16 protein-coding genes and 1 pseudogene are annotated in these 20983 nt (G+C 70.8%); 6 read left to right on the top strand and 11 right to left on the bottom strand.

Annotated elements, in window-relative coordinates:
* Positions 1-115: 115 nt before the first annotated feature.
* Positions 116-952: pseudogene (locus KWI83_RS20340) on the top strand (D-alanyl-D-alanine carboxypeptidase family protein); the annotation flags it as partial.
* A gap of 83 nt (positions 953-1035) precedes the next feature.
* Here KWI83_RS20340 and KWI83_RS38825 read toward each other — a convergent pair.
* The 7 genes from KWI83_RS38825 to KWI83_RS20310 all read right to left on the bottom strand — a co-directional run bounded on the left by KWI83_RS38825 (position 1036) and on the right by KWI83_RS20310 (position 9609).
* Complete coding sequence (locus KWI83_RS38825) at positions 1036-2391, bottom strand: glycosyltransferase family 87 protein (RefSeq protein ID WP_256362546.1); 1356 nt, start codon at positions 2389-2391, stop codon at positions 1036-1038.
* Positions 2388-3782 carry a polyprenol phosphomannose-dependent alpha 1,6 mannosyltransferase MptB gene (mptB, locus tag KWI83_RS20335; RefSeq protein ID WP_218515782.1) on the bottom strand — a complete coding sequence of 465 codons (1395 nt, stop codon included), beginning with the start codon at positions 3780-3782 and terminating at the stop codon, positions 2388-2390. Before mptB ends, KWI83_RS38825 begins: the two co-directional genes overlap by 4 nt.
* Before the next feature lie 90 nt (positions 3783-3872).
* Positions 3873-4805: a glutaminase gene (locus tag KWI83_RS20330; RefSeq protein WP_218515844.1), complete on the bottom strand. Its 933-nt coding sequence runs from the start codon at positions 4803-4805 to the stop codon at positions 3873-3875.
* Between the two features lie 36 nt (positions 4806-4841).
* The gene (aspA, locus tag KWI83_RS20325; RefSeq protein ID WP_218515781.1) at positions 4842-6251 is read right to left on the bottom strand and encodes an aspartate ammonia-lyase; all 1410 of its coding nucleotides are present in this window, start codon (positions 6249-6251) and stop codon (positions 4842-4844) included.
* A gap of 156 nt (positions 6252-6407) precedes the next feature.
* Positions 6408-7424: an asparaginase gene (locus KWI83_RS20320; RefSeq protein ID WP_218515780.1), complete on the bottom strand. Its 1017-nt coding sequence runs from the start codon at positions 7422-7424 to the stop codon at positions 6408-6410.
* Between the two features lie 44 nt (positions 7425-7468).
* Entirely contained in the window at positions 7469-8935 is a 1467-nt protein-coding gene (locus KWI83_RS20315; RefSeq protein WP_218515779.1) for an amino acid permease, read from the bottom strand.
* Positions 8932-9609, bottom strand: a complete 678-nt coding sequence (locus tag KWI83_RS20310; protein ID WP_218515843.1) for a FadR/GntR family transcriptional regulator — start codon at positions 9607-9609, stop codon at positions 8932-8934. Before KWI83_RS20310 ends, KWI83_RS20315 begins: the two co-directional genes overlap by 4 nt.
* A 209-nt stretch (positions 9610-9818) precedes the next feature.
* Between KWI83_RS20310 and KWI83_RS20305 the strand changes: the two genes are divergently transcribed.
* On the top strand, positions 9819-10880 hold the full coding sequence (locus KWI83_RS20305) for an acyl-CoA desaturase (RefSeq protein WP_218515778.1): 1062 nt from the start codon (positions 9819-9821) through the stop codon (positions 10878-10880).
* A gap of 59 nt (positions 10881-10939) precedes the next feature.
* Here the strand turns inward: KWI83_RS20305 and KWI83_RS20300 are convergent, their stop codons facing one another.
* The 4 genes from KWI83_RS20300 to KWI83_RS20285 form a co-directional block, all read right to left on the bottom strand.
* On the bottom strand, positions 10940-11902 hold the full coding sequence (locus KWI83_RS20300; protein ID WP_218515842.1) for an SMP-30/gluconolactonase/LRE family protein: 963 nt from the start codon (positions 11900-11902) through the stop codon (positions 10940-10942).
* Positions 11903-11965: 63 nt separating this feature from the next.
* A complete protein-coding gene (locus KWI83_RS20295; RefSeq protein ID WP_218515777.1) occupies positions 11966-12253 on the bottom strand; it encodes a helix-turn-helix domain-containing protein in 288 nt (95 codons plus the stop codon).
* 261 nt (positions 12254-12514) lie between these two features.
* Positions 12515-14077: an arabinogalactan endo-1,4-beta-galactosidase gene (locus tag KWI83_RS20290; RefSeq protein ID WP_218515776.1), complete on the bottom strand. Its 1563-nt coding sequence runs from the start codon at positions 14075-14077 to the stop codon at positions 12515-12517.
* A gap of 110 nt (positions 14078-14187) precedes the next feature.
* Positions 14188-16209: a beta-galactosidase gene (locus KWI83_RS20285; protein WP_218515775.1), complete on the bottom strand. Its 2022-nt coding sequence runs from the start codon at positions 16207-16209 to the stop codon at positions 14188-14190.
* A gap of 181 nt (positions 16210-16390) precedes the next feature.
* Here KWI83_RS20285 and KWI83_RS20280 point away from each other — a divergent pair, with 181 nt between their 5' ends.
* From KWI83_RS20280 to KWI83_RS20265, 4 genes are read left to right on the top strand one after another with little or no spacing between them, the layout of a single operon-like run.
* Complete coding sequence (locus KWI83_RS20280) at positions 16391-17707, top strand: ABC transporter substrate-binding protein (RefSeq protein WP_218515774.1); 1317 nt, start codon at positions 16391-16393, stop codon at positions 17705-17707.
* Positions 17704-18630, top strand: a complete 927-nt coding sequence (locus tag KWI83_RS20275; RefSeq protein ID WP_218515773.1) for a carbohydrate ABC transporter permease — start codon at positions 17704-17706, stop codon at positions 18628-18630. The genes KWI83_RS20280 and KWI83_RS20275 overlap by 4 nt, the downstream gene beginning before the upstream one ends.
* Entirely contained in the window at positions 18627-19532 is a 906-nt protein-coding gene (locus KWI83_RS20270; protein ID WP_218515772.1) for a carbohydrate ABC transporter permease, read from the top strand. Before KWI83_RS20275 ends, KWI83_RS20270 begins: the two co-directional genes overlap by 4 nt.
* Positions 19529-20560 (top strand): LacI family DNA-binding transcriptional regulator, encoded by a 1032-nt coding sequence (locus KWI83_RS20265; RefSeq protein ID WP_218515771.1) that lies wholly within the window; start codon positions 19529-19531, stop codon positions 20558-20560. The genes KWI83_RS20270 and KWI83_RS20265 overlap by 4 nt, the downstream gene beginning before the upstream one ends.
* Positions 20561-20983 lie beyond the last annotated feature (423 nt).

The raw sequence follows: 20983 nt of genomic DNA, 5'->3' as shown, positions 1-20983 counted from the left end.
GTCCCGGCGCGTGAGAACGCGACACGCCGGGTCCACGTGTGGCATCCGGGTGCACGCGGGACCCGCTCGGCCCGGCCAGCGTGGTTCGAGGCGAGTCCATTCCTAGGTTGATCATATGACGATCGGATTCGCTTCTCGGGCTGCCGTGTCGACCTGTGGCCTCTGCCTGGCTGGTGCCCTCACGTTCGCGCCCGCCGCGACGGCCGCCCCGACCGGGGCCGACCCCGGAACACCGGGCGGATCACGCGGAACGGCACCCGTACCGGCCGTGCTGTACCGCTCCGGCACGCAGGTGCGGCCGCGCCCCGGCGCGCCGGAGGTCCCGGACGTCTCCGCCCTGTCGTGGCTGGTGGCCGACGCCCGTACCGGCGAGGTGCTCGCCGCGCACGACGCGCACCGCAAACTGCCCCCCGCCAGCACCATCAAGGCTCTGTTCGCCCTCACTGTGCTGCCCAAGCTGCCCGGCGGCATCCGGCACAGGGTCACGTACGGCGAGTTGTCGGAGGTCGGTGAGGGCAGCAGCCTGGTCGGCGTCAGCGAAGGGCACTCGTACCGCGTCGACGACCTGTGGCGCGGGGCCTTCCTCAGCTCGGGCAACGACGCCGTGCGCGTACTGGCCCGGCTCAACGGCGGCTGGCTCGTCACGGCCCGGCAGATGGAGGCCAAGGCCCATGCCCTGGGCGCCCGCGACACGCGGGTCCGGTCGCCCGACGGATACGACGCGGAGGGCCAGGTGTCGTCCGCGTACGACCTGGCCCTCTTCGGCCGGGAGGGGCTGCGCAACGCGGACTTCGCCCGGTACTGCGCCACCCTGGAGGCCAAGTTCCCCGGAGGCGGTGGCTGGGAGTACGACATCCGCAACACCAACCGGCTGCTCACCGGCGACGACGGCGTGGCGCGCTACCCGGGCCTGATCGGCATCAAGAACGGCTACACCAGCAACGCCGGGCACACGCTCATCGCCGCGGCCCGACGCGACGGGCGCACCCTGGTCGTGTCGGTGATGAACCCGCAGTCGGGCGGCCCCTTCGACGTCTACGAGGAGGCCCGGTCGTTGCTCGACTGGGGCTTCGGCGCGGCCGACCGGGTCGACCCGGTCGGCTCACTGGAGGCCCTGCGCAGCACGCCCCGCCCGGGTCCCGAGACCGTGCCCGTGCCGGTGACCGCAGCGGCCACGCCGGAGGCCGAGCCCGGCTGGCCGGAGGCGGCGGCGATCGCCGTCGCCGCCTGTCTGGGCGCGGCGGCCGTCGCGCTGGTCCTGCGGCTCAAGGCCTTCCACATCGAGGGCTGACCGACCGGCAACCCCAGCAGCAGCCCGAGGGTGATCCAGGCGTACGCGTTGCTGCCGAGGAATCCGTCGACGCCGGACGCGTCGTCGAACCAGAGCCACACCACGCTGGTGCACAGCACCGCGTACAGCGCGGCCGCGATCCGCGGCTGACCGGCCCGGAGCAGCACCACGAAGGACGGCAGGAGCCAGACGAGGTGGTGCACCCAGGTGATCGGGCTGACCAGACAGGCGGTCAGGCCGGTGAGCGCGAAGGCGGCGTACCAGTCACCGGCCGCCGCGGCCCTGCGGGCGCGCCACGCCCACACGCCCAGCACCAGCAGCACGGTGACCGCCCAGAGCGCGCGGCTCTCGATGTCCAGCCGGGCCAGGATGCCCTGCAGGGACTGGTTGGAGACGTAGTCCAGCCGTCCCACACGGGTGGTGTCCCACATGGCGTGTGTCCAGTAGAAACGCGACGCCTCCGGTGTCACCACGGCCGCGAGCCCCGTCGCCCCGGCGGCCACGCCCGTCGCCACTGCGGCGGCCCGCCGGCGCCGGGCGAGCAGCAGCAGGCCGATGAAGAGGGCGGGCGTGAGCTTGATGGCCGCCGCGAGGCCGATGCCGATACCGGCCCAGCGGCCCCGCCCGGTGGCGAGCAGCCAGGCGTCGACCAGGACCAGGGCCAGCAGCAGGACGTTGACCTGCCCGAAGCTGAAGGTGTCGCGCAGCGGTTCGTACAGCGCGAGGGCGCAGGCGGCCAGGGCGCAGCCGTACCAGCCGTGGCGGCGCCAGGCCCGCCCGGTCAGCACGCGCAGCGACACGGCCAGGGCCGCCAGGTTCAGCAGCAGCGCGATCACGATCGCGGTGCCCATCCCGACCAGGGCCATGGGCAGCATGGCGACGGCGGCGAACGGCGGGTAGGTGAAGCCGTACATCGTGCCCGGCACCCGGTAGTCGTAGATCCGGCCGCCGTCGTGGATCCAGCTGTGGATGGTGCCGTGGTAGACGCGCAGGTCGAACCAGTCGCGCAGGAGCGGCACGGTCGCGGTGAAGACGGTCACGGCGGCGGCGAGGACCAGCACGAGCAGCAGCCGCCCGCGGTCGGTGCGGGGGGCCTTCATGCCGTACGCCCCAGGACCGGGGCCTGCGCGGCCTGGTGGGCCTGCCACAGCACGACCACGGCGAGTACGCCGCCGGACACGGCCAGCATCAGTTGCCCGAGGTCGGCCGGGCCGCCGCTGGGCAGGACGCCGAGCGCGAGCACACAGGTGACCGCCGCGACCCGGTGCCGTACCGAGGTGTCGGGCGCGGCGGCGGCGATCAGGAACAGCCCCCACAGCGCGTACCAGGGCCGGATGGCCGGGCCGAAGGCGGCCACCGCCGCGAGGCTGAGGCCCAGGGCGTACACCGGGCGCGGGCGCAGCCGCACCCATATGACGAACAGTACGACGGCGGTGATCACCAGGCCGATCGTGTGCCAGACGGGGACGGCGAGCGGTGCGAGGTCGCTGCCGAGCCGCTCCAGCAGGGCGCCGGTGGCCCGGCCGAGCAGGCTGGTGAGCGCCCAGTTGTGCGGTGAGACGGGGGTGTTGAGGGCGGCGATCCACCCGTATCCGGTCCCGGCGACGGCGGTGGCGGCCGCCGTCGTGGCGGCCGACGCGGCGGCGGTCGTCAGCACCGCCCGTACGGCGCCGCGGCCCGCGCGCATCTGGAGGACGACGATCGCGGCGAGGCCGAGCGCGGCGGGCGCCTTGACCAGCGCGGCGAGGGTGACGAGGACGGCGCCGAGGACCGGCCGGCGGCCGAGCGCCGCGACCAGGCCGACGCCGAGCAGGCCGAGCATCATGGCGTCGTTGTGCGCGCCCGCCACCAGGTGCAGCAGCACCAGCGGGTTGAGGGCACCGAGCCACAGGGCGGCGGCCGGGTCGGCGCCGCTGTGCCGGGCGAGGCGGGGCAGCGCGGCCGCCATCAGGGCCACGCCCAGCAGTGCCAGGAGGCGCATGCCCATCAGGCCGGCGGGGAGTTCGCCCCGGGTCAGGCCGGACAGCGCGGAGGCGGCGGCGAGGAACACCGGGCCGTACGGGGCGGCGGTGTGCTGCCACACCGGGGCCACCTCCTCGGCGAGCGGGCCGCCGAGCCGGGACGGGCCGTGCGTGTACACGTCGATCTGGGCGTCGACCATGGCGCCCTGGGCGAGATAGCTGTAGACGTCGCGGCTGAACAGGGGCGGGGCCAGCAGCAGCGGGGCCGCCCAGACGGCGAGGACCAGCAACAGGGAGCGGGGCGTGGGTGGTTCGGGGCCGCGCAGCAGGCTGCCGAGCAGCGCCCAGGCCGCTATCAGCAGCACGACACCGAAGTAGACGCCGACGAGTCCGAGCGCGGCGCCCGCCGAGGACGGCGACAGCAACTCGCGGACCGGGAGGGCTCCGGCCGTCTCACCACCCAACGCGAGAATGGCGGTACCGGCCAGACCGAGCAACTGGCAGCGGCGGAGATCGACGGAGGAAGCCATGGCCAACACTCGGTCAGGGTGTCAACGCCGGGTGGCCGGAAGGCGACGCGCCGCCCACCGGTGGTTAGCCTGCGCATGACCTCCGTGTGATCAGAACACCGACAGCCCGGTGAGCGTCGTGAAACGGTCCAGGGCAGCGACCCCCGCCACCGAGTTGCCGCGTTCGTCGAGCCCCGGGCTCCACACGCACAACGTGCAGCGGCCCGGCACCACGGCGACGATTCCTCCACCCACCCCGCTCTTGCCGGGCAGGCCCACCCGGTAGGCGAAGTCACCGGCCGCGTCATACGTGCCGCAGGTCAGCATCACCGCGTTGACCTGCTTGGCCTGGCTGCGGCTCAGCAGCCGCGAACCGTCGGCACGCACCCCGTGCCGGGCCAGGAAGGCGCCGGCCAGGGCGAGGTCGGCGCAGGAGGCGCGGACCGAGCACTGCCGGAAGTACTGGTCGAGCAGCAACGGCACCGGGTTGTCGATGTTGCCGTAGGAGGCCATGAAGTGGGCCAGTGCGGCGTTGCGGTCGCCGTGCGCGGCTTCGGACGCGGCGACCTCGGCGTCGAAGTCCAGGTCGGGGTTGCCGCTCTCGTCGCGCAGGAACTGAAGCAGGGTGCCCGCGGCGTCGCCGGTACGGGTCTGAAGGCGGTCGGTGACGACCAGCGCACCGGCGTTGATGAACGGATTGCGTGGAATGCCGTTCTCGTACTCCAGCTGCACCAGGGAGTTGAACGGGTTGCCGGAGGGCTCGCGGCCGACGTGCTCCCAGAGTTCGTCGCCCTCGCGGGCCAGGTCGAGGGCGAGGGTGAAGACCTTGGTGACGGACTGCGCGGAGAACGGCTCGCGCCACTCCCCCACGCCGTACACCGTGCCGTCCAGTTCCGCGACGGCCATGCCGAAGCGGCGCGGGTCGCAGGCGGCCAGCGCCGGGATGTAGTCGGCGGGGCGGCCACGGCCGGGGGTGTGCTCGATCTCCTCCGCGATGCGCTCCAGGATCGGTTGGAAGCTCAGCGACGACGTCATGATCACCAGTGTGCCTCCCGTCCGGTCCTGGCGCGCGTCCGCGGGTCAGACGACGGGTGAGCCGCTGCCCGCGAGGACCTCCGGCTTCAACAGCGCGGCGAGGGTCTCGGCGGGCAGCAGGCCCTTCTCCAGGACGAGTTCGGCGACGCCCCGGCCGGTGACGAGGGCCTCCTTGGCGATGTCGGTGGCGGCGGTGTACCCGATGTGCGGGTTGAGGGCGGTGACCAGGCCGATGGAGTTCTCCACGCTCGCGCGCAGCACTTCGGTGTTGGCGGTGATGCCGGTGACGCAGCGCTCGGCGAGGGTGAGGCAGGCGGCGCGCAGGTGCGTGATGCTCTCGGACAGGGAGTGCAGGATGATCGGCTCGAAGGCGTTGAGCTGGAGCTGTCCGGCCTCGGCGGCCATGGTGATGGTGACGTCGTTGCCGATCACCTCGAAGGCGACCTGGTTGACGACCTCGGGGATCACCGGGTTGACCTTGCCCGGCATGATGGACGAACCGGCCTGGACCGGCGGCAGGTTGATCTCGCCGAGGCCCGCGCGCGGCCCGGAGGACAGCAGACGCAGGTCGTTGCAGCTCTTGGAGAGCTTCACGGCGATGCGCTTGAGGACGCCGGACATCTGGACGAACGCGCCGCAGTCCTGGGTTGCCTCTACCAGGTTCACCGCGGTGACCAGCGGCAGGCCGGTGATGGCGGCGAGGTGGCGGCGGGCGGCTTCGGCGTACCCGGCGGGGGCGTTCAGGCCGGTGCCGATGGCGGTGGCGCCCAGGTTGATCTCATGGATCAGCTCGGCGGCCTCGGCAAGACGGCTGCGGTCCTCGTCCATCATGACGGCATAGGCGGAGAATTCCTGACCGAGCGTCATCGGTACCGCGTCCTGCAACTGTGTACGGCCCATCTTGAGCACATCGCGGAACTCGACGGCCTTGCGGGCGAAGGCGTCCTGCAGTACAGCCATCGCCTTGAGCAGTCCACGGACCGCGAAGACCGTCGATATCTTGACGGCGGTCGGGTAGACGTCATTGGTTGACTGGCCGAGGTTGACGTCCTCGTTGGGGTGCAGATATGCGTACGCGCCCTTGGCGTGGCCGAGCAGTTCCAGCGCCCGGTTGGCGACGACCTCGTTGGCGTTCATGTTGGTCGAGGTGCCGGCGCCGCCCTGGATGACGTCCACGACGAACTGGTCGTGCAGCCTGCCGGTGCGGATCTCCCGGCAGGCGGCGGCGATCGCGGCGGCCTTGCGCGGCTCCAGCAGGCCGAGTTCCTCGTTGGCGAGGGCGGCGGCCTCCTTGACGGCGGCCAGGGCGTCGATCAGGTGCGGGTAGGCGGAGATCGGCGTGCCGGTGATGGGGAAGTTCTCCGTGGCGCGCAGGGTGTGAACACCCCAGTACGCGTCGGCGGGGACGTCGCGGTCCCCGAGCAGATCGTGCTCGCGGCGGGTGGCGGCGGTCATCAACGGGTTCTTCTTTCTGAGGTGAGGGTGAGGTTCCCAGGGGCGCGGGGCGTTGTCGATATGCGGCTGTCGCCGCGCGGGCGCGACCAGCCACAAACGACCGGAAGACCGACGACGGCCCGCAGTCCCCCTTTTGAACCGGCCATCGGCTCCGCGCTACACGGAAGACGCCCGAGGAACCGGGTCCAGCGCCCGGACTGCCCGCACACACCCCACCGGCTGTCCTCCGCCGAGCAACGGCTCGCCCGCGAACTCGGTGAGCAGCGCCGGGTCGACCCCGGCGCGGGCCAGTGCGGCGGCGGCGACCGGGACGCGGGCCCGGCTCGCCCCGTCGGCGATCTTCACGGCGATCGCCCGGCCGTCGGGCAGCGCGGCCACCTGAACGCCCTCGAACCCGTCCTTGGCGAGCAGCCCCGGCACGGCCCGCATCAGCGCGGCCACGTCCCGACCGGAGCCGGAGGCCATCTCGGCGTGCTCGCGCATCGCGGCGGCGACACGCGCCTCGGGAGTGCCGGGCTCGGCGGTGACGATCCGGGCGGCGGCGCGGGCGAGGCCGTGCAGGGAGACGGAGAACAGGGGCGCGCCGCAGCCGTCGACGGTCACCTGGGCGACGCGCTGCCCGGTGAGGTCCTCGACGATCTCGGCGATGGCCAGCTGGAGGGGGTGCGCCGGGTCGGGGTAGTCGTCGAGGGACCAGCCGTTGAGCTGGGCCGTGTACAGCATGGCGGCGTGCTTGCCGGAGCAGTTCTGGGCGAGGCGGGAGGGCATCCGGCCCTCCCGCACCCAGGCGTCCCGGACGACCGGGTCGAACGGCAGGTCGGGAACGTTGCGCAGGTCGCTCTCGGCGAGTCCCGCCATGTCGAGGATGCGGCGGGTGCCTGCGAGGTGGCGTTCCTCGCCGGAGTGGCTGGCGGCGGCGAGGGAGAGCAGCTCGCCGTCGAGCGGCAGCCCGGCGCGCACCATGGCCACGGCCTGGACGGGCTTCAGCGCCGAGCGCGGATAGAACGCCGCCTCGACGTCGCCGATCTGGAAGGCGACCTCGCCGTCCGCGTCGAGGACGATGACGGAGCCGTAGTGGATGCCCTCGACGATCCCGGCGCGTATGAGGTGGGCGACGGGGGCGTGGAGGGGCTCACGGACGAGGGGTGCGTCCGCGACGGAGCTGGTGTGCATCACTGCTTGGTTCACTGAGGGGTCGGGGTGGACCGGTGCGCGGGTCACGCGCCGGATCCGGCGTTGGTGGGGTTGGGGGTGAGTCGGCCGCGGATGGCGTACCAGCCCGCGACCAGGGCCCCGGCGATCAGCGGCAGACACAGCACGGTGGTGCGTCCGGCGCCGCCGTCGGCGTACATGAGGACCAGGACGGAGGCGAGGAACGCCAGCGTCACGACCTCGGTCCACGGGGAGCCCGGCAGCCGGTAGCCGGGGCGGGTGAGGTCACCGCGCTGGGTCCGCTGCCAGAACCGCAGGTGGCAGATCATGATCATGCCCCAGGTGGCGAGGATGCCGATCGCGGCGAAGTTCAGCACGATCTCGAACGCCTCCGCGGGAACGACGAAGTTGAGGCCGACACCGAGGACGCAGATGCCGCTGGTGAGCAGGATACCGCCGTACGGAACCTGGCTGCGGCTCATCCGGGCGGTGAACTTCGGGGCGGAGCCCGCGACGGCCATGGAGCGCAGGATGCGGCCGGTGGAGTAGAGACCGGAGTTGAGCGAGGACATCGCCGCGGTCAGCACGACGAGGTTCATGATGCCGCCGGCCGCCGGGACGCCGATGTTGGACAGCACGGTGACGAAGGGGCTCTCCCCCGCCTTGTACGAGGTCCAGGGCAGCAGCATCGACAGCAGCAGGACCGAGCCGACGTAGAACAGGCCCACCCGCCACATGATCGAGTTGATCGCCTTCGGCATGATCTTCTCGGGGTTCTCGGTCTCACCGGCGGCGACGCCGACCAGCTCGACGGATGCGTAGGCGAAGACGACGCCCTGGATGATGAGCAGCATGGGCAGCAGGCCGCTGGGGAAGACGCCGCCGTTGTCGGTGATCAGGGACGGGCCGGGGGTGTGGCCGTCGACCGGGTGCTGCGTGACCAGCAGGAAGATGCCGATCAACATGAAGAGGACGAGCGCGCCGACCTTGACGATGGCGAACCAGAATTCCAGCTCACCGAAGATCTTGACCGAGATCAGGTTGACTGCGAGGACCACAGTCAATGCGATCAATGCGATCACCCACTGCGGGATGTCGGAGAACATGCCCCAGTAGTGGGTGTAGGTGGCCACCGCTGTGATGTCGGCGATGCCGGTGGTGGCCCAGTTGAGGAAGTACATCCAGCCCGCGGTGTAGGCGCCCTTCTCACCGAGGAACTCGCGGGCGTACGACACGAAGGCCCCGGAGGACGGCCGGTACAGGACGAGTTCGCCGAGGGCGCGCACGACGAGGAAGGCGAAGACGCCGCAGACCGCGTAGGCGATGAAGAGGGAGGGGCCCGCGTCGGCGAGGCGGCCGCCGGCGCCCAGGAAGAGGCCGGTGCCGATGGCGCCGCCGATGGCGATCATGTTGACGTGCCGGGACTTCAGGGACTTGCTGTAGCCCTCGTCTCCGGCGTCGACATGGCCGGAACGTTTCTGCACAGCGTCGCGCCCGGGCTGCACCTCGTCGTGCAGGGACTGCTCGCTCACGCCTCGGGTCCGCCTTCCGTGGGGGTGTCCGTGCGCGCGGGGCGCACGATGTCGGTGAGGGTGGTCTCGACCCGGTCGAGGTGGTGGGACATGGCCTCGATCGCGTCGTGCTCGGAACCGTCGATCAGCGCCTCGACGATCGCCCGGTGCTCCCGGTTGGACTGCTCGCGCCGTCCGCCCAGTTCGTTCAGGAACGCCGACTGGCGGGCCAGCGCGTCCCGGATCTCCTCGATGACCCGGCGGAACACCGGGTTCTGCGCGGCCTCGGCCACGGACAGGTGGAAGAGGGTGTCCATCGCGACCCACGCGGTGGTGTCCGTCTCCCGCTCCATGCGGGCCAGCAGGTGGGCGAGGTGGTCGAGGTTCTCCGGGGTGCGGCGCAGCGCCGCGTACCCGGCGACCGGGATCTCGACATGGCGGCGCACTTCCAGCAGGTCGCTGGCCGAGTAGTCGCCGAAGGTGGGGTCCTCGACGCTGCTGGCGATGACGAAGGTGCCCTTGCCGGTCTTGGCCACGGTCAGCCCCATCGTCTGCAGGGCGCGCAGGGCCTCCCGCAGCACGGGCCGGGAGACCTCCAGCGTGCGGCAGAGCTCCGCCTCGGAGGGCAGCTTGTCGCCGATCGCGTACTCGCCGCGCTCGATGGCGCCGCGAAGGTGGGAGAGCACCGCTTCCATGGCGCTGACGCGCCGCGGGCCCGGCCCACCTGTCTGGCTGTCTGACAGGTTCACGGGGTGATACTCCGGGTGGCCGGGGGGCGGTGTCAAGCGGGCCAGAGGGCACCGCAAACCGGCGGACCCCCCGTTTCGGCGGTGGGGCCACCCGCACCCTGCTTGGGGGGCAGACGTCATTCTGCTGCCGGAAAATCGTTCACATACTGAAGCGCATGGTCAATCCAACGGTGCTCCCGGGGAACTCGTCCACGCGCGAAGAACTACGCGAACAACAAAGGGGAAGCGACTTTTCCGAACTGTCGCGCCGCATAACCGAAGCCGGGCTTCTGCGGCGCCGACCGTTGTACTACACCGTGCGTTTCGGGGCGGTCGCCCTCGCTCTCGCCGGGGGCATCGGGGCGTTTCTCGCGCTGGGGGACAGCTGGCGCCAGCTGATCGTCGCCGCTTTCCTGGCCGTGGTCTTCGGCCAGCTCGGGCTGGCGGCCCACGACCTCGCCCACCGGCAGGTCTTCTCCCGCCGTCGCCCCAGCGAGGCCGGTGGTCTGCTGGTCGCCAATCTGCTGCTGGGCATGAGCTACGGCTGGTGGATGAACAAACACACCCGGCATCACGCGAATCCGAATCACGAGGGAAAGGATCCGGACGTCTCCCCCGACATTCTGGTGTGGTCACGGCGACAGGCACGCGGGGCAAAGGGGCTGCCTCGTTTCATCGGAAAGCACCAGGCCGCGCTCTTCTTTCCGCTGCTCACGTTGGAAGGCCTGAATCTGAGCTTCAGCAGCTTCAAGGCGCTGAAGCACCCGTCGATGAAACGACCGGTGCTGGAGGGGACGCTGCTCGTCGTCCATTTCGTCGCGTACTTCGGCGCCCTGTTCACCGTCCTCTCCCCCGCCAAGGCGCTCGCCTGCATCGCCGTCCACCAGGGCCTGTTCGGGATCTATCTCGGCTCGGTGTTCGCCCCCAACCACAAGGGGATGCCGATGATCGAGGAGGGGGTGCGACTGGACTTCCTGCGGCGCCAGGTCCTCACCTCGCGCAACGTCAGGGGCAGCGCGCTCATCGACGTCTTCATGGGCGGGCTCAACTACCAGATCGAGCACCATCTCTTCCCCAGCATGCCGACACCGGCGCTCGGCAGGGCCCAGGTCATCACCGAGCGGTACTGCGCGGAGCTGGGCATCCCGTACCACCGGACCGGGCTGATCGCCTCGCACCGAGAGGCGCTGCGCCACCTCAGGAGCGTGGGAGAGCCGCTGCGCGAGGCAGGCCACTGACGGGACACGCCGGGACGCGCCCTCGGCGGGGTGCGTCAGACCCGGGGGCCGCGCCGCCGTCACTTCGGGGCCGGTGCCGCGCACACCGCGACGCCGCGCTCCTGGATGCTGCCCAGGATCAGCAGGTCGCCCACCTGGCAGACGCTGGTGATCATGCGGAAGCCGGAGCGGCGGTGGGTGAGGTGGTGGACGACGTCTCCGTCGTCGTCCACCGCCAGTACACCGGCCGCGGCCGGAGGGCAGACGGGGACGTGTACGGCTGTCCGGGCCGCGGCGCGGCGTACGGCGTCGGGTGCGCGGTGCAGCAGGTCCAGGGCGGGCACACGGGGGCCGGCCAGCGCGACCCAGAAGGGGCCGTCCGGGTCGGCGCGCCAGATGTTGTCGGGCATGCCCGGCAGATGCTCCACCAACGGTTCGTGCTGCCCGGCGCGCGGGCCGGTGAGCCAGTAGCGGGTGAGGCGGCACGCGCTGGTCTCGGCGACGACCAGGAACGACCCGTCCCGGCTCACGGTGAGGCCGTTCGCGAACTGCAGGGAGTCCAGCAGCACTTCGGGCCGGTCGCTGCCGGGCTCCAGGCGCAGGAGTTGACCTGTGCCCGTCTGTTCGACCACCTCGCCGATCCAGCGCTTGAGCGGATAGCGGCGGCTGGAGACGGTGAAGCAGACGCTGCCGTCCGGCAGGGCGACCGCGTTGCTGCAGAACCGCAGCGGCTCCCCCGCCACCGAGTCGGCGAGGACGCGTACGGTGCCGTCGGTGAGGTCGGCGCGCAGCAGTCCGCGTTCGGCGTCGCAGACCAACAGGGCGTCGCCGGGGAGGAGTTCGAGGCCGAGCGGGCGGCCGCCGGTCTCGGCGAGGGTCTCGACCCGGGTCGCCGTCGGGTCGGCCAGGCCGTCCAGGCGCAGGATGCGGCCGTCCTCGACCCCGGTCAGGACGCGGCCGTCGGCGTCGGCGACGACGTCCTCGGGGCCGCGCGCGCCGATGTCGACGTAGCGGAGCGGCACGACAGGAGCGGGGCTGGGCATGGGCGGCTGCCCTTCGCGGTCGGGGGCGTGGTCCTCGGGTGGGTACCCGTGGCCCGGGCTCACCTACCAGTCCTTCTCGAACAGCCAGGCCACCTCGGCGATCCGGACTTCGTCGCGGCGGTAGTAGGTGCGGCGCCGGACGCGCTTGGCGCGCAGCATGCCGAGGTCGGCGAGGAGGGTGAGGTGGGTGCGGGCCACGGCGCGGCGGACGCCGAGTTTCGCGGCGACGGCGTCGGCACAGACCCCGTCCGTCACGAGGTCGGCGTGCCGCCGGCGTGGGAAGTGGGCGACCGGATCCTTCAGCCATTCCAGGATGCGCAGGCGGGTGTCGTTGGCGGGAGTCCTCAGCATCACGTCCCCCTTGGTTCCGGGCCCTCTACGTGCGGCTTGCCCACTGTGGCGCCGGGCAAGCCGTCCCGCCCGGCACACCGCCGGACTTGACCGGGATCGAACGGGCCTTCGACGCAATGTCGCGGAACCGCGAGGACCCGGCCGCGGAGATGCGCACTCTCACGGCCGGGCCCCGGGTCCTGCGCTCCGCCTGGGATCAACGCGGCGGGGTCCTCACCTCAGGCCCGCCGAACCCTCGCCGCGATCCCCGTCGCATCCCCCTCAGCGGTGGCTGAACCACGCCATCGCAGGCAGCGCCCTGTCGTCGTAGCCGAACAGGGCCTGGTTCTCCCAGCCGTTGCCGGAGGAGGCGTCGGTCGGGTCCCAGCCGTTGCCGGTGACCGCGGTCCAGGTCGCCTCCCAGTAGAAGACGCCGAGGCCACGGCCGTTCGGGACGGCCTCCACGATGCTCGCGATGTCCTTCATCCACTTGGTCTGCCCGGCCGTCGAGGCCGCGTAGCCGGGGACGAGTTCGCTGGAGAGGTCGATGATGTTCTCGTGCGCGTCCTCGCTGTCGAGACGGAAGGGGTAGGCCGTCTCCGCGACGAAGACCGGCTTGCCGTAGCGGGCGGCCGCGTCGTCCAGCGTGGTTTGGAAGTCGTGGAGGGTGCCGTGCCAGTAGCCGTAGTACGACAGGCCGATCACGTCGAACTTCACCCCGTTGGCCACCGCGCTGTCGAACCACCAGCGGGTGCCGGACAGGTCACCGCCCTTGGCGAGGTGCAGCGCGACGGTGGTGGACGAGTTGACCGCCTTGCTGGCGTCGTATCCACTGTTGAGCAGCCCGGCGAGCTGCGTCCAGTTGTTGGTTGATCCCTCGTTCCACAGCATGCCACCGTTGATCTCATTGCCGACCTGGACCATGTCGGCGGTGGTGCCCTGCGCCTTCAATGCGTTCAACACGTCGTACGTGTGGTTGTACACGTCCGTCCTGAGTTGACTGTACGAGTGGCCCGCCCACGCCGCCGGCTTGCTCTGGGCGCCCGGGTCGGCCCACGTGTCCGAGTAGTGGAAGTCCACCAGCAGCTTCATGCCCTGCGCCTTGACGCGCTTGGCCATCGCCAGCACGTGCGTCTTGTTGTTGTAGCCGTCGGCCGGGTTGACCCAGACCTTCAGGCGCGCGTAGTTCATGCCGGAGGACTTCATGATGGCGAGCGGGTCACCGGCCGTGCCGGAGCTGGTCCGGTAGACGCCGCCGAGCGCCTGGCTCTTGGCGAGGGACGAGATGTCGGCACCCTTGATCGACGTACCGGACGTGCCCGACGTGAAGGTCAGGTCGTCAACATTGATCCAGTTGCCCGCGTTCGCGTCACTGTTGATGCTGATCGTGCACTGGTTGTTCGTCACATTGATCGGCACGACGATCCGGATCCACCCACTGGTCGACACCGGCAGATCCGTGCGCTGCTCCGCGCTGCCGCAGTTCTTCAGCGCTATGTACGCGGACTTCTGCCCGCCGCCGGAGCGCACCCAGGCGGTCAGCTTGTAGTTGCCGTTGGTCAACCCGGACAGGTACTGGTACGTCTCCACCTTGTAGGCGCTGGACGCCCAGTGGCTCAGCCGGTAGCTCCCGCTGCGGCCACCGGCCTCGACGAACGAGGCACCGGTCGAGCCGTACTCGGACCAGCCGTTGGGCGTGGCCGCGCCCGCGCCGTTGGCTTCGAACCCGCCGTTGGTGAGCGTGCTCGCGGCGTGCGCGGACTGGGCGGGCAGGGCGGTGAAAGAGAGCCCGGCCAGGAGCGGCAGCAGCAGGGCCCTGAGGGTGCGTCTGGGATGGAACTTCATCGTCCGTCGTCCCTTCGACGTGATGGTGATGGGGAGCCCCTCCTGGTGGGATGAGGGGGTGCCCCTCCGCCCACGGCTCTCGTGGCACACGCGGGCGGAGGGGAGTCGGCTCAGCCGTCGAGTCGCACGACCCGCACGGCTCCCGCCGGGACCGCGAGGCGGCCCGCGGCGCGCTCGCCCGTCAGCAGTTCGGTGCCGGGCGCGTCCAGCGGCACCTTGGCGTCGGCGTCGGTGTGGTTGATGGCGAACAGAAAGGTGCCCGACTCACCCGTGCGGCGCACGACCTCGACATCGTGGGGCAGGTCGGCGCGCGGGGCGAGCCGCGCGTCCTCGGCGGCCCAGCCCAGCAGGGCGTCCAGGCCATCGTGGCCGAGGCGGGTGGAGACGTACCAGGCGGTGCCCTCGCCCAGGCGGTGCCGGGTGACGGCCGGGTGGCCGGCGGTGAGGCCGTCGGCGTACGTCCACACCGTCTCGGCGCCGCGCGGCACCACGAACTCCGTCCACACGTCGGCGCCGAGCTCGGAGCCGTCGGGTCCGGTGATGCGGACCCGCTCGCCCTGCAGCAGCGGCGAGAACTCCTCCACGGTCAGGCCGAGGACCTCCCGCAGCGGGCCCGGGTACGCGCCCTGGTGGACGGCGTCGTGCTCGTCGACGATGCCGGAGAAGTACGACACGACGAGGGTGCCGCCGTTCTCGACGTACTCCTTGAGGTTGAGCCCGGCCGCCTCCGTCATCAGGTACAGCGCGGGCACGACGACAAGGGGATACGCCGACAGGTCGGCTTCCGGGTGGGCGAAGTCGACCGTGAGGTGGCGGTCGTAGAGCACCTCGTAGAAGGCGTCGGCGCGTTCGCGGGCGTCGTGGTCCTCGGTGGGGCGCCATTCGAGGTTCTGCGCCCACCAGGAGTGCCAGTCCCACAGGACGGCCACGTCGGCGACCGTGCGGCTGCCGCGGATCGGGCTCAGCGAGTCGAGCGACGCGCCGAGTTCGACGACCTCGCGCCACACGCGCGTGTCGGTGCCGCCGTGCGGAAGCATCGCCGAGTGGAACTTCTCGGCGCCGCGCCGGGACTGCCGCCACTGGAAGAACATCGCGCCCTCGGAGCCGCGGGCCACGTGCGCCAGGGAGTTGCGGGCCATCTGCCCGGGGGCCTTGGCGGGGTTGCGGGCCTGCCAGTTGACGCCCGAGGTGGAGTGCTCCAGCAGCAGCCAGGGGGCGCCGCCCGCGACCGAGCGGGTCAGGTCGGCGGCCATCGCCAGGTTCACGTGGGTTCGGCGGCCGTCGGTGATCAGGTAGTGGTCGTTGGTGACGAGGTCGACCTCGCGGCCCCAGGCCCAGTAGTCGATGGAGTCGCACTGGCTGAGCGCGGTCATGAAGTTGGTGGTGACGGGGACGCCCGGCGAGAGGCGGTGCAGGATGTCCCGCTCCATGCGGAAGTTCTCGCGGATGGTGGCGTCGGCGAACCGCTTGTAGTCCAGCGCCTGCCCCGGGTTGCCGACGGTGGGCGTGCGGCGCGGCGGGTTGATCTGCTCGAAGTCCGTGTAGTGCTGGCCCCAGAAGGCCGTGCCCCAGGCCTTGTTGACCGCATCGACCGTGCCGTACGTCGTCGCCAGCCAGCGGCGGAAGTGCGCGGCGCAGGAGTCGCAGTAGCAGGCGGAGACGGGGACGCCGTACTCGTTGTGCACGTGCCACATCGCGAGCGCGGGGTGGCCGTCGTAGCGCTCGGCGAGCTGGGTCGTGATGGCGGCGGCGGCCGCGCGGTAGTCGGCGTTGCTGTGGCAGATGGCGCCGCGCGAGCCGAACTCGTAGCGGGTGCCGTCGGCCGTGACCGGGAGCGCCTCGGGGTGGGCCCGGTAGAACCACACGGGCGGCGCCACGGTCGGCGTGCCGAGGTCGACGCGTATGCCGCCCTCGTGCAGCAGGTCGAGCAGGCGGTCGAGCCAGCCGAAGTCGTACTCCCCCGGTGCGGGTTCCAGCAGCGCCCAGGAGAAGATGCCCACGCTCACCATGGAGACGCCGGCCTCCCGCATCAGCCGGACGTCCTCCTGCCAGACGCTTTCCGGCCACTGCTCGGGGTTGTAGTCCCCACCGAAGGCGAGCCTGGTGAGGCCCCTGGGGGTGGTCTCCGGCATGGAATCTCCCGGTTGATCGATCAAATGGGAACGTGCACACACAACGATCGCCGTGCGAGCCCAACATAACCGCACAGCAACAACCATTGACAAGTGTCCAGGATGTTTCTCTACTGTGAACGCTCACAGAAGCATGGCAGGTTCTCGCAGCAGGCGAGGACCCAGGTCAGGGGAGAGATCCATGCCCAACACGAAGCGCCGCCGCCTCGTGGCATCCGCCGTCGCCGTCACGCTCGGCGCCACCGCCCTCGCCGCTTGCGGCTCCTCCGACGACGGCGACGCCCAGTCGGGCCCGGTCTCGCTGACGTACTGGACCTGGACGCCCGGCATGGACAAGGTCGTGGACCTGTGGAACAAGGGCCCGGGCAAGAAGGAGCAGATCACCGTCACGGTGAAGAAGCAGGCGTCCGGCGACACGCTGGTCACCAAGATCCTCACCGCGCACAAGGCGGGCAAGGCGCCCGACCTGGTGCAGGCCGAGTACCAGGCGCTGCCGACGCTGGTCAGCAATGACGTGCTCGCCGACATATCGGGTGAAGTCGGGGATGTGAAGGGCAAGTTCGCCGAGGGCGTCTGGCAGCAGACCACGCTCGGCACGGACGCGGTCTACGCCGTCCCGCAGGACATCGGGCCGATGATGTTCTACTACCGCGAGGACCTGTTCAAGGAGTACGGCCTGAACGTCCCCACCACCTGGGACGAGTTCGCCGAGACGGCCCGCGCGCTGAAGAAGAAGGCCCCGGACAAGGACCTCACCACCTTCTCCGCCAACGACTCGGGCCTGTTCGCGGGCCTCGCCCAGCAGGCCGGCGCCAAGTGGTGGACGACCTCGGGCGACCAGTGGAAGGTCGGCATCGACGACGCGGCGACGCAGAAGGTCGCCACGTTCTGGGGCGACCTCGTCAAGGAGGGCGCCATCGACAACCAGCCGATGTACACCCCGGCCTGGAACAAGGCGCTCAACACCGGCAAGCAGATCGCCTGGGTCAGCGCCGTGTGGGCGCCGGGCACGCTCACCACGGCCGCGCCGGACACCAAGGGCAAGTGGGCCATGGCCCCGCTCCCCCAGTGGTCCGCGAGCGAGAACGTCACCGGCAGCTGGGGCGGTTCCTCCACCGCCGTCACCACCGACTCCCAGCACAAACAGGCCGCCGCGAAGTTCGCCGCCTGGCTGAACACCGACGGCGACGCCCTGAACGCGCTGGCCAAGGAGAGCGGCATCTACCCGGCGTCCACCTCCGCCCAGCTCAGCGGCGCCTTCACCACCCCGCCGGACTACTTCTCGAACCAGGCGGACTTCTACACCACGGCCGCCGAGATCGCGGAGACCACCGCGCCGTCCGCGTGGGGCCCGAACGTCAACGTCGCCTACACGGCGTTCAAGGACGCCTTCGGCGCCGCCGCCAAGAACAAGTCGGACTTCACCGCCGCCCTGAAGACGATGCAGGACGAGACGGTCGCCGACATGAAGAAGCAGGGTTTCGAGGTCGCGGAGTGACGAGCACGGCACGCCGGAGGGCGTACGGGGTCAAGGGGGCCCCGTACGCCTTCCTCCTCCCCGCGACGATCCTGTTCGCCCTGTTCTTCGCCCTGCCCATCGGGTACGCGGTCTGGCTCAGCTTCCGCAAGGTGCAGGTCTCCGGCCTCGGCCTGGGGTCCGGTGCGCGGAAGGAGGTCTGGGCCGGTCTGCAGAACTACACCGACGCCCTCTCCGACAGCGAGCTGCTGAACGGGGCGCTGCGCGTCCTCGGCTACGGCTGCATCGTCGTCCCGGTGATGCTGGGCCTCGCCCTGCTGTTCGCCCTGATGCTCGACTCCGAGAAGGTCCGGCTCGCCCCCTTCACCCGGCTCGCGATCTTCCTGCCGTACGCCATCCCCGGCGTCGTCGCGGCCCTGCTGTGGGGCTTCCTGTACCTGCCGGACGTCAGCCCCTTCTACTTCGTGCTCGACAAGCTGGGCCTGCCGCAGCCGGACCTGCTCGACGGCGGTCCGCTCTATCTCGCCCTGTCGAACATCGCCGTCTGGGGCGGCACCGGCTTCAACATGATCGTCATCTACACCTCGCTGCAGACCATTCCGGCCGAGGTGTACGAGGCGGCGAAGCTGGACGGCGCCACCCCGCTGCAGATCGCGCTCCGGATCAAGATCCCGATGGTGGCGCCCTCACTGGTGCTGACCTTCTTCTTCTCGATCATCGCGACGCTCCAGGTGTTCAACGAGCCGACCACCCTCAAACCGCTCACCAACTCCGTGTCCACGACGTGGAGTCCGTTGATGAAGGTGCACCGGGACGCCTTCGGCGAAGGCGACATCTACGCGGCGGCGGCCCAGGCCGTGATCATCGCACTCGCCACGCTGGTGCTGTCCTTCGGCTTCCTGCGGGCCGCGAACCGTCGAAACAAGCGGGAGGCAGCCCGATGAGTTCTCTTGCCGTCCGCAAGGCCGCCCCGGCGGCCGGTACGACCCCCGGCACCGCCCAGGGCCCGCCGCTGCGCCGCCGAATCGCGCTGGTCCCGACGGTGACGCTGCTGCTCGGCGCGCTGTACTGCCTGCTGCCGGTCGCCTGGGTGGTGATCGCGTCCACCAAGTCGGGCAGCGAGTTGTTCTCCACGTTCACGTTCCTGCCGGGCACGGGGTTCACGGACAACCTCTCGGATCTGAGCGCCTACCGCGACGGCGTGTACTGGCAGTGGATGGGCAACTCCGCGCTGTACGCCGGTCTCGGGGCGCTGCTGTCCACCGCGGTGTCGTCCGTCAGCGGCTACGCCCTCGCGACGTACCGCTTCCGGGGCCGTGAGGCGATCTTCAACGTGCTCCTGGCGGGCGTGCTGATGCCGCCGGTGATCCTCGCCGTCCCGCAGTACCTGCTGCTGGCCCAGGCGGACCTCACGGACTCCTACCTGTCCGTGCTGCTGCCGCAGATCCTCTCGCCGTACGGCGTCTACCTCTCGCGGATCTACGCCGCTGCCGCCGTCCCCGCCGACGTGGTGGAGGCCGCCCGGATGGACGGGGCGAACGAGTGGCGGATCTTCACCCGGATCGCGCTGCCGATGATGGTCCCGGGGCTGGTGACGGTGTTCCTGTTCCAGTTCGTGGCGGTCTGGAACAACTTCCTGCTGCCGTACATCATGCTCAGCGACGACGAGAAGTTCCCGATCACGCTCGGGCTGTACACGCTGCTGGAGCAGGGTGCCAACACACCGGCGCTGTACACGCTGGTGATCACGGGCGCGTTCCTCGCGGTGCTTCCGCTGGTCGCTCTGTTCCTGGTCATCCAGCGGTTCTGGAGCCTCGATCTGCTCTCCGGAGCCGTAAAGTCATGACCATGAGCAACACGGGGGGCAGGCGCAAGCCGCCGACGATTCACGACGTGGCGCGCGAGGCGGGTGTCTCGCGCGGCACTGTCTCGCGCGTTCTCAACGGCGGTCACTACGTCAGCCCCGCCGCGCAGGAGGCCGTCAACGCCGCGATCCGCAGGACGGGTTACGTCGTGAACCGGCACGCCCGTTCGCTGATCACCGGGCGTTCGGACTCGGTCGGCTTCCTGCTGACCGAGCCGCAGGAGCGGTTCTTCGAGGACCCCAACTTCAATGTCCTGCTGCGCGGTTGCACCCAGGCGCTGGCCCAGCACGACATCCCGCTGCTGCTGATGCTGGCCGGGACGGAGGACGAACGGCGGCGCATCACGCGGTACATCACCGCCGGACACGTCGACGGGGTGCTGCTGGTGTCCAGCCACTCCGGGGATCCGGTGGCGCAGGAGTTGCGTGAGGCGGGTGTGCCGCTGGTGGCGTGCGGCAAGCCGATCGGGCTGGGCTCGAAGGTGAGTTACGTGGCCGCCGACGACCGGGACGGCGCGCGGGACATGGTGCGCCATCTGCTGTCGCTCGGACGGCGCCGGATCGGGGTCGTCACCGGTCCGCTGGACACGCCCGGCGGTGTGGAGCGGCTCGCCGGTTACCGCGAGGTCCTCACCGAGGCCGGTGTCGAGATCGACGAACGCCTCATCGTCTCGGGCGACTACAGCCGGGCCAGCGGCGAGGCGGGCGCCGAGCGGCTGCTCGCGCAGGCTCCCGACATGGACGCGGTGTTCGTCGCGTCCGACCTGATGGCGCAGGGCGTGCTCACGGCACTGCACCGGGCGGGGCGCCGGGTGCCGCAGGACGTGGCGGTCGGCGGCTTCGACGACTCCCCCGCCGCCGTCGCCGCCAGCCCGGAGCTGACGACCATACGGCAGCCGTGGGACCGGATCAGCGCCGAGATGGTACGGGTGCTGCTGGCGCAGATCGGCGGGGAGGACCCGGCGGCGGTGATTCTGCCGACGGAGCTGGTGAAGCGGGAGTCGACGTAGTCCGGGCGGGCGCGGGGTGGTGGCCGTGAGTGTGGATGAACGCTGCGGCCCTGGCGCAGACGCGGGCGTGCGGGACAGGCTCGCGGGCTCACGTCACCACCTGCCGAGGGTGCCCGCGCGGGCATACGGGGCAAGCCCCCGGGCTCACGTCACCACCGCTCGACGGTACCCGCGCAGGCATACGAGGCAAGCCCGCGAGCCCACGTCACCACCGGTCAACCGTGCCCGCGCAGGCATACGAGGCAAGCCCCCGGGCTCACGTCACCACCGCTCGACGGTACCCGCGCAGGCATACGAGGCAAGCCCGCGAGCCCACGTCACCACCGGTCAACCGTGCCCGCGCAGACGTGCCAGGCAAGCCCGCGAGCCCACGTCACCACCGGTCGACGGTGCCGGACGGCGGGCGCGGCAATCGATCAGGAT

The organism is Streptomyces sp. TRM70350, from assembly GCF_019219825.1.
In the GTDB taxonomy this organism is placed as follows: Bacteria; Actinomycetota; Actinomycetes; order Streptomycetales; family Streptomycetaceae; genus Streptomyces.
Note: the sequence above shows the minus strand (reverse complement) of the source record. Positions and strands in the feature narration are given on the sequence as shown.

Bases quoted from the DNA above. Each gene is read 5' to 3' on its own strand.
- KWI83_RS20320 (WP_218515780.1), bottom strand. From the start codon at position 7,424: ATGCACACCAGCTCCGTCGCGGACGCACCCCTCGTCCGTGAGCCCCTC.
- KWI83_RS38825 (WP_256362546.1), bottom strand. From the start codon at position 2,391: ATGAAGGCCCCCCGCACCGACCGCGGGCGGCTGCTGCTCGTGCTGGTC.
- aspA (WP_218515781.1), bottom strand. From the start codon at position 6,251: ATGACCGCCGCCACCCGCCGCGAGCACGATCTGCTCGGGGACCGCGAC.
- KWI83_RS20290 (WP_218515776.1), bottom strand. From the start codon at position 14,077: ATGAAGTTCCATCCCAGACGCACCCTCAGGGCCCTGCTGCTGCCGCTC.
- KWI83_RS20305 (WP_218515778.1), top strand. From the start codon at position 9,819: ATGGTCAATCCAACGGTGCTCCCGGGGAACTCGTCCACGCGCGAAGAA.
- KWI83_RS20295 (WP_218515777.1), bottom strand. From the start codon at position 12,253: ATGCTGAGGACTCCCGCCAACGACACCCGCCTGCGCATCCTGGAATGG.
- KWI83_RS20265 (WP_218515771.1), top strand. From the start codon at position 19,529: ATGACCATGAGCAACACGGGGGGCAGGCGCAAGCCGCCGACGATTCAC.
- KWI83_RS20280 (WP_218515774.1), top strand. From the start codon at position 16,391: ATGCCCAACACGAAGCGCCGCCGCCTCGTGGCATCCGCCGTCGCCGTC.
- mptB (WP_218515782.1), bottom strand. From the start codon at position 3,782: ATGGCTTCCTCCGTCGATCTCCGCCGCTGCCAGTTGCTCGGTCTGGCC.
- KWI83_RS20310 (WP_218515843.1), bottom strand. From the start codon at position 9,609: ATGGAAGCGGTGCTCTCCCACCTTCGCGGCGCCATCGAGCGCGGCGAG.
- KWI83_RS20285 (WP_218515775.1), bottom strand. From the start codon at position 16,209: ATGCCGGAGACCACCCCCAGGGGCCTCACCAGGCTCGCCTTCGGTGGG.
- KWI83_RS20270 (WP_218515772.1), top strand. From the start codon at position 18,627: ATGAGTTCTCTTGCCGTCCGCAAGGCCGCCCCGGCGGCCGGTACGACC.
- KWI83_RS20300 (WP_218515842.1), bottom strand. From the start codon at position 11,902: ATGCCCAGCCCCGCTCCTGTCGTGCCGCTCCGCTACGTCGACATCGGC.